Here is an 8,102-nt window from a genome sequence, read left to right on the forward strand (position 1 = left end):
ATAATAATTAAATTAAGAACCTCCGCAACTACTTCGTTATCGAATTATAAACTTAAAATATTTCCTATTAAAATTATGTCTGAAATTTATATTTACTCGTTTCTAAATCGCTCTTAAAATGCGTACTTTTGTAGTCTCTAAAAAATAAAATAATGTCAAAAAGATATACCATAACAGCTGCTTTACCTTACACCAATGGACCTATACATATTGGCCATTTGGCAGGTGTTTATGTACCAGCAGATATTTACGCTCGCTATTTGCGTTTAACCGGAAACGATGTTGCTTTTATTTGCGGAAGCGACGAGCATGGAGTTCCTATTACTATCAAAGCGAAAAAAGAAGGCGTATCACCACAAGATGTGGTAGATAAATATCATGCGATTATTAAAAAATCTTTTGAAGATTTCGGTATTTCTTTAGACAATTATTCTAGAACCTCAGCTCAGATTCATCATGAAACTGCTTCAGAATTCTTTACCACCTTATATGAAAAAGGGGAATTTATTGAAGAAGTCACTGAACAATTATACGACGAGGAGGCCAATCAGTTTTTAGCTGATAGGTTTGTGGTTGGAACCTGTCCGAAATGTGGCAATGAAGAAAGCTACGGCGATCAATGCGAAGCTTGTGGAACTAGCCATAATGCCACAGATTTAATCAATCCAAAATCGGCTATTACTGGTAACGTACCAACCTTAAAACAAACGAAACATTGGTTTTTACCTTTAGACAAGCATGAAGACTTTTTAAAAGAATGGATTTTAAAAGGACATAAAAAAGATTGGAAACCTAATGTTTACGGACAAGTAAAATCATGGATTGACGATGGTTTACGCCCAAGAGCAGTAACTAGAGATTTGGATTGGGGAATTCCTGTGCCACTTCCAGATGCCGAAGGCAAAGTTCTTTACGTGTGGTTTGATGCGCCTATTGGATACATTTCAGCCACCAAGGAATGGGCAGAACGCGAAGGAAAAGATTGGGAACCTTACTGGAAAGACAAGGACACCAAATTGGTTCACTTTATTGGAAAAGACAATATCGTATTCCATTGCATTATTTTCCCGGCTATGTTAAAAGCTGAAGGCTCATATATTTTACCAGATAATGTACCTGCCAACGAATTTTTAAATTTAGAAGGCAACAAACTTTCTACTTCTAAAAACTGGGCGGTTTGGTTACCAGAATATCTTGAGGATTTTCCAAATCAGCAAGACGTATTGCGATATGCTTTAACAGCAAACGCTCCGGAAACCAAGGACAACGATTTTACTTGGAAAGATTTTCAAGCAAGAAACAACAACGAATTGGTAGCAATTTTTGGAAATTTCATCAACAGAGTAGTTGTTTTAACCAATAAATACTACAATGGTCTTGTACCAGAGCCATCTGAATTCTCTCAAATAGACGAGGAAACTTTAGCTGCCGTTAAAGCCTACCCAGCAGTTATTTCAAGCTCTATAGAACGTTATAGATTTAGAGAGGCAGGACAAGAATTAATGAATTTGGCCAGACTTGGAAATAAATATTTAGCCGACGAAGAACCTTGGAAGGTGGTGAAAGAAGATGAAGCCAGAACACAAACCATTATGTTTGTGGCACTTCAAATAGCTTCAGCTTTAGCAACTTTAAGTGAACCGTTTTTACCTTTTACATCAGAGAAATTAAAATCTATTTTAAATATCACATCAAATAATGATGTCACCTCTTGGAACGATGTTTCCACCAAAGATATTCTCCTTCCAGTTGGTCATCAAATAGGACAGGCAGAATTGTTGTTTTCTAAAATTGAAGATGAAACTGTTCAAGCTCAAGTAGACAAATTACTGGCCACTAAAAAAGCGAACGAAGCAGCTAACAAAACGGTTGAACCTCAAAAAGACACGATTACTTTTGAAGATTTCACCAAATTGGACATACGCGTTGGAACCATTTTAGAAGCCGAAAAAATGCCAAAAGCTAAAAAACTTTTAGTTTTAAAAGTTGATACAGGAATTGATGTAAGAACCATAGTTTCTGGTATTGCCGAAAGTTTCACACCAGAAGAAATAGTTGGAAAAAAAGTTACTGTTTTAGTAAACCTAGCACCTAGAGCTTTGCGTGGTGTGGAAAGTCAAGGAATGATTTTAATGACAGAAACTCCAGAAGGCAAATTAGTTTTTGTGAATCCGGATGATGCCACAGTAAATAATGGTTTGCAAATAAGCTAAGATGGCAAATTCAGAAGATTTAAAATCCCATTGGGACAAAGCATATAACAAAGAAGACAATCAATTGGGTTGGTTTGAAGAAACGCCAACCCAAACGATGCAACTTGTTGAAGCTTGTCAACTTAAAAAAGACGCTACTATTTTAAATGTAGGCGCAGGAACCACCAACCTAATAGAAGCCCTATTAGATGCTGGTTATACAAACCTTATTGCTAACGATTTAAGTGAAGTTGCTTTACAAAAACTGCAATCTCGCATAAAAGAATCGCATAACTACGATTTAAAAGCTATTGCAGACGATATAACAAATCCTTCCGACTTACAAAATCTTCAAAACATAGATTTATGGATTGACAGGGCGGTTCTTCATTTCTTTTTAAAGGAAGAAGAACAAACAGCTTATTTTAATCTTATAAACAACATCCTGGCAAAAAAGGCTTTTGTGCTTATTGCTGTTTTTGCTTTAGATGGTGCAGAAAAGTGCTGTGGTTTGGACTTAAAGCGCTACAATGTGGAGATGCTTCAAAATAAGCTAGGAGAATCATTCAAACTTGTAAACTCTTTCAACTACACATTTATCAATCCGTTTGGTGGTGAACGTCCTTACGTTTACAGCTTGTTTCAAAAAACATAACCAAGAAAAGACTTCATCCGTCTCTAAAATAGATAAAAGCAGTTTTATACATAAATGCCGTGAAGAATGCTTAAATTTGAATAAACCATAGAGCCATGTTATCAAAATCCATAGAAAAGGCATTAAACGACCAAGTTAGAATTGAAGCTGAATCTTCGCAAATATACTTAGCCATGGCTTGTTGGGCAGAAGTTAAAGGTTTGGAAGGCATAGCTGGATTTATGTATGCGCAGTCCAATGAAGAACGAGACCACATGCTTAAATTGGTAAAGTTTATAAATGAACGTGGTGGACACGCACAGATTTCGCAATTAAACGCCCCTAATGTTACTTTTAAATCGTTTCAAGAAATGTTTGAAAAACTTTTTGAACATGAAGTATTTGTTTCTGAAACCATCAATAATTTGGTAGACATTAGTTTACAGGAAAAGGATTATGCCACACATAATTTCTTACAATGGTACGTGGCCGAGCAAATTGAAGAAGAAGCCATAGCAAGAACCATTTTGGACAAAATAAAACTCATTGGCGACGATAAAGGGGGGCTTTACCTATTTGACAGAGACATACAACAACTCACTATCAACTCCTTATCAAATAATAAGATGTAATTATTTAACATCTTACCTTATTTAGATTCATTAAAAACAACTACTTTTGTACTCGTATTTAAACACTAGTATTTGTTTTGGGAAAAAAGAAACAAAAAAAGGAAAAGAAGAAAGCCTTAAAGGAACTTCAAGCTTCAGGTATTGTTCATGCTAAGAAGGTTAAAAGTGTTTGTTGTGAGAAGTATAAGAAAAAAGAAAGTAAGCGCTGTAAAAAATGCCCTTGTTTCGACCTTATAAATAAAGTAGCTTAAGGAGCAACACATTCAAACCTATTCTATTTAAATTTTCAAGCACCTCATCTAACACATTTATTTTAAAGTGTATAGGGTTTTTCTGACCTACATTATAAAAATTTTAACATCTAAGCCCCGATTTGATTCGTAAATAAGGTAACTATTCGTGCGAATAGATTAGCATTTTATGCATTTGCATCAATTCTATTAGGCCCTATTAGCTAATTTTGAACCAATAAAAAAACAAATAAATTTATGAAAAACTTAGTCATTCTTGCTTTTAGTATTTGTCTACTTTCATGTGGCGGATCTAAAACTGTTAGAGATTCCAAAAAAGTGATTAAAGGTGATTGGACCTTAAATTCTATCAACTATAGTGAGGCTGGCACTTATAATGTCACGCTCTTTAACGATGTTGCCAAAACTTGTTTTGAAGGCAGTACGTGGCAGTTTATTCCAAACAACAACACGGGTTTATACACTATATCTAACACCGATTGTAGTATTGGCGAGCGCTATTTTGTTTTCACGATTCAAGAAGTAGATGCAACCACTGGACTTTATGATTTCCTTTTAAAGCCAACAAACAAAAAAGGTAAATCGGAAACTAATCAAGGGTTTCGATTAAAACTAAATGCTTTGTCGGACAGCAACATGCAGTGGCAACAAACAGTTATGGTTGACAACAAACCATTTAAAATATTTATGAATTTTACAAAACAATAATATGAAAACTATCAATTTAAATACCTTTAAAATAATTGCACTGGCAAGTATACTTTTAATAAGTTTTACAAGCTGTAAGTCTGTAGAAAACGCAAATAACAAACAAAAAGGAGCCGTAATTGGTGCCACTGGAGGAGCTATTTTAGGTGCCATTATTGGAAACAACGTAGGTAAAGGAGGTAACGGTGAATTAGGCGCTGTTATTGGTGGCGTTGTTGGTGGTGGTGCTGGTGTGCTTATTGGAAATAAAATGGACAAACAAGCACAAAAAATTGAAGAAGAGATCCCTGGTGCTCAAGTAGAAAGGATTGATGACGGAATTGTTGTTACCTTTGATGAAAATAGTGGTGTGTTTTTTGCTACTGAAAAGTATAATATCAACAGTGCGTCTCAACAAACCTTAAACAAATTAGCAAGTGTGTTTAAAGAGTACCCAGACACCAACATTTTGGTTGTAGGGCATACAGATAGCGCTGGAGCAGAAGCATACAATATGACACTTTCTAAAAATAGAGCTTATGCCGTAACCAATTACCTAATTTCGTTAGGTTTAAATAGCGGTAGATTTACGACCAATTGGTTTGGTGAATCACAGCCTAAACATGATAACTCTACGGCTGAAGGTCGCGCTAAAAACAGACGTGTTAATATTGCCATTTTACCGAATGAACAAATGATACAAGACGCAAAAAATCAAACAAATAATTAATACAATTACAACAATGAAAATTAAACTATTAAGCCTATCAGCCATTACACTCCTATTCATGACGAGCTGTATTTCAGATAAAAAACAAACAGAAACTGAAGTAGACACACAGAATGAAGAGGTCGTGGATATGCACACCAGTCAAAATTCTTTAGATTGGGAAGGCACGTACACAGGAACACTTCCGTGCGCCGATTGTGAAGGAATTGAAAGCACTGTAACGCTAAATAACGACTTAACTTTTAGTTCAAAAGTGGTTTATTTAGGTGAGAAAGGTGTACAATTTGACAAATCTGGTGAATTTAAGTGGCTGGATAAGGGTAGTAAAATACAATTATCAGACGAGGACAAAACCATGTACTTTGTTGGCGAAAACACTTTAACCCTATTAGACAAAAACGGAAAAAAGAACACAGGTGAGTTAGCACAACATTACATACTAACAAAACAAAGCACTACTACTTATGAGTTTACAGACACCAAATGGAAATTGGTGAAGCTAATGGGGAAAGACCTTGCAGACTCTGAAATTTTCATCTCATTTGCTACAGATGAAAATAAAGTTTTTGGTTTTTCAGGATGTAACAATTTTAATGGATCTTTTGAAGTAGCACACGGAAGCCAATTAAAACTTTCAGAAGTTGCTACAACATTAATGTCTTGTGAAGAGGCAAACATGAATCTTGAAAAAGAGTTTATGGAAATGCTTAACACAGCAGACAACTTTTCATTACACGAAAACACCATGACGCTTAACAAAGCAAAAATGGCTCCATTAGCTACTTTTGAAGCCATTGAATAAGGACCATAAAAATAAATTCAATTTTAAAAGCCCAAGCATTTGCTTGGGTTTTTTTATGCAGATTGTTTTCCCCCGTAAGAAAAGATTTACTTCAAACCTCTTTAAACCCTCTTTTTTCAAAGTATCCCCACACTAAAATAGTATATATCATTATCTTTGGAAATTGATAATTTTCTATACTTAGAAAATCAATTAATATGCTTTCATTTAAATTAAAATCCATGAGAAAAATTGCATTATTATTAGGGCTTTTCTTAAGCGTCCTAGTAGCCCAAGGGCAACAAAAAATGACTCCAGAACTCCTTTGGCAAGTTAAGCGCATTAGCGTGATTGGCCTAGATAGTCAAGGAGAGCAAATGTACTACCGTGTAAGCACTCCTAATATGGAAGAAAACGGGTTTGACTCTAAATATTACAAAATAGCTGTTACGGGTGGCGAAGCTCAAGAAATAGCAAAAGAAGCAGTTGAAGTTGCAGATAAAAACATTTCACCTGACGGAACCTATAAATTATTTGATAAAGCGGTTGCTATTGAAGCCATTCACAGTAAAGATGTTTATAAATCTTTAGAAAAATCAGATGCATATATTTTTACCGATTTAGACAACAGACATTGGGATGTTTGGAACGACGGAACGTATAGCCACGTGTTTTACAAAGAAGTAAACGCTGACGACACTGAAGCTATAGATATTATGCCTAACGAGCCGTATTACAGTCCGCAACGTCCTTTTGGAGGTGATGAAGACTATATCTGGTCGCCAGACAGCAAAAGCATTTACTACGTGAGTAAAAAGCTAAAAGGAAAGGCTTACGCTACAAGCACCAACACCGATATTTACAAATACGATTTAGCTACAAAAACCACAAGCAACATTACCGAAAACAATAAGGGTTACGATATGAGTCCGGCATTTTCTAGCCAAGGCGCTTTAGCTTGGACCCAAATGAAAACAGATGGTAACGAAAGTGATAAAAACGATATTGTAGTTTTAGAAAACGGTGTGGAGCAAAATCTTACCGCACAGTGGGATGGTACTGTAAGTAGTTTTACATGGAAAAAGGACGGAAAAGGTATTTACTTTACTGCTCCTATAGATGGAACCATTCAGTTGTTTGAAGTGAATTATCCTGGCAGAAAGCGTATTGCTCCTATGGTAAAGCAACTGTCTGAAGGACCTTTTGATGTTACTAGCATTGTTGCAGAATTAGACAAAAAACTATTGGTTACTCGCACAGATATGAATCATGCGAACGAAGTTTATAGTTTTGATTTAAAGAAAAAAGACTTCCAACAAATCACTCAGGTTAATACAGAATTCTATAGCCAAATCGATATGCCAAAAATCGAAAAGCGCTATGTAACAACTACAGACAATAAGCAAATGTTAGTTTGGGTTATTTTACCTCCAAACTTTGACGCTTCTAAAAAATATCCAACCTTATTATATGCACAAGGAGGGCCACAATCGCCACTAACGCAGTTCTATTCTTTCCGTTGGAACTTCTCGTTAATGGCTTCTCAAGATTATATCATTGTTGCGCCAAACCGAAGAGGAATGCCTGGTCACGGCGTAGAATGGAATGCAGAAATTAGCAAAGATTGGGGCGGACAAGTTATGGACGATTACTTAAGTGCTATTGATGAACTAGCGAAAGAACCTTATGTAGATACCGATAGACTTGGTGCTATTGGCGCTAGTTTTGGTGGTTATTCAGTATTCTATTTAGCTGGAATTCATGAAAAACGTTTTAAAACTTTCATCTCTCACGATGGGGTTTTTGATACGAGAACCATGTATGGAACCACCGAAGAATTATTCTTTGTAAATAACGATTGGGGAGGAAACTATTGGGATACAAACAACAAAACGGCTCAAAAAGCGTATAACGAATTCAACCCAATAAATATGGTTTCAAAATGGGACACGCCCATTTTAATCATTCAAGGAGGAAAAGATTATAGAGTGCCAATCGAGCAAGGTTTAAGTGCTTTTCAAGCAGCACAACTTTTAGATATAAAAAGTAAACTGCTTTATTTCCCAGATGAAAATCACTGGATTCTTCAGCCGCAAAACGCCATTGTTTGGCAAACAGAATTCTTTAAATGGTTGAAAGAAACCTTATAAATTACCGAGAGGCTGTCTAAAAAGGCAGCCTCTTTTTGTTTTTAA

General features: G+C 35.7%; 8 protein-coding genes. All 8 read left to right on the forward strand.

The features are described 5' to 3' along the window. Positions 1-152 precede the first annotated feature (152 nt). The 8 genes from metG to VKY41_RS07925 all read left to right on the forward strand — a co-directional run bounded on the left by metG (position 153) and on the right by VKY41_RS07925 (position 8,057). Complete coding sequence (metG, locus tag VKY41_RS07890; protein ID WP_500813897.1) at positions 153-2,213, forward strand: methionine--tRNA ligase; 2,061 nt, start codon at positions 153-155, stop codon at positions 2,211-2,213. A gap of 1 nt (position 2,214) precedes the next feature. Further along, positions 2,215-2,847, forward strand: a complete 633-nt coding sequence (locus VKY41_RS07895) for a class I SAM-dependent methyltransferase (protein ID WP_500813898.1) — start codon at positions 2,215-2,217, stop codon at positions 2,845-2,847. A 95-nt stretch (positions 2,848-2,942) separates the two neighbouring features. Then, entirely contained in the window at positions 2,943-3,458 is a 516-nt protein-coding gene (locus VKY41_RS07900; protein WP_500813899.1) for a ferritin, read from the forward strand. Positions 3,459-3,535: 77 nt separating this feature from the next. Continuing rightward, the gene (locus VKY41_RS07905) at positions 3,536-3,709 is read left to right on the forward strand and encodes a hypothetical protein (RefSeq protein ID WP_500813900.1); all 174 of its coding nucleotides are present in this window, start codon (positions 3,536-3,538) and stop codon (positions 3,707-3,709) included. Between the two features lie 237 nt (positions 3,710-3,946). Then, positions 3,947-4,417 (forward strand): lipocalin family protein, encoded by a 471-nt coding sequence (locus VKY41_RS07910; RefSeq protein WP_500813901.1) that lies wholly within the window; start codon positions 3,947-3,949, stop codon positions 4,415-4,417. 1 nt (position 4,418) lies between these two features. Continuing rightward, complete coding sequence (locus VKY41_RS07915; protein ID WP_500813902.1) at positions 4,419-5,126, forward strand: YiaD family glycine zipper/OmpA-like lipoprotein; 708 nt, start codon at positions 4,419-4,421, stop codon at positions 5,124-5,126. Positions 5,127-5,139: 13 nt separating this feature from the next. Continuing rightward, positions 5,140-5,928 carry a copper resistance protein NlpE N-terminal domain-containing protein gene (locus VKY41_RS07920; protein WP_500813903.1) on the forward strand — a complete coding sequence of 263 codons (789 nt, stop codon included), beginning with the start codon at positions 5,140-5,142 and terminating at the stop codon, positions 5,926-5,928. Between the two features lie 221 nt (positions 5,929-6,149). Beyond that, the gene (locus VKY41_RS07925; protein WP_500813904.1) at positions 6,150-8,057 is read left to right on the forward strand and encodes a S9 family peptidase; all 1,908 of its coding nucleotides are present in this window, start codon (positions 6,150-6,152) and stop codon (positions 8,055-8,057) included. Positions 8,058-8,102 lie beyond the last annotated feature (45 nt).

The sequence above is a fragment of the Xanthomarina sp. genome (assembly GCF_035306605.1).
Taxonomy (GTDB): domain Bacteria; phylum Bacteroidota; class Bacteroidia; order Flavobacteriales; family Flavobacteriaceae; genus Xanthomarina.

What these genes read in the sequence shown, in the direction of transcription:
- metG (WP_500813897.1), top strand. Translation starts at nt 153, where the DNA reads ATGTCAAAAAGATATACCATAACAGCTGCTTTACCTTACACCAATGGA.
- VKY41_RS07895 (WP_500813898.1), top strand. Translation starts at nt 2,215, where the DNA reads ATGGCAAATTCAGAAGATTTAAAATCCCATTGGGACAAAGCATATAAC.
- VKY41_RS07900 (WP_500813899.1), top strand. Translation starts at nt 2,943, where the DNA reads ATGTTATCAAAATCCATAGAAAAGGCATTAAACGACCAAGTTAGAATT.
- VKY41_RS07910 (WP_500813901.1), top strand. Translation starts at nt 3,947, where the DNA reads ATGAAAAACTTAGTCATTCTTGCTTTTAGTATTTGTCTACTTTCATGT.
- VKY41_RS07915 (WP_500813902.1), top strand. Translation starts at nt 4,419, where the DNA reads ATGAAAACTATCAATTTAAATACCTTTAAAATAATTGCACTGGCAAGT.
- VKY41_RS07920 (WP_500813903.1), top strand. Translation starts at nt 5,140, where the DNA reads ATGAAAATTAAACTATTAAGCCTATCAGCCATTACACTCCTATTCATG.
- VKY41_RS07925 (WP_500813904.1), top strand. Translation starts at nt 6,150, where the DNA reads ATGAGAAAAATTGCATTATTATTAGGGCTTTTCTTAAGCGTCCTAGTA.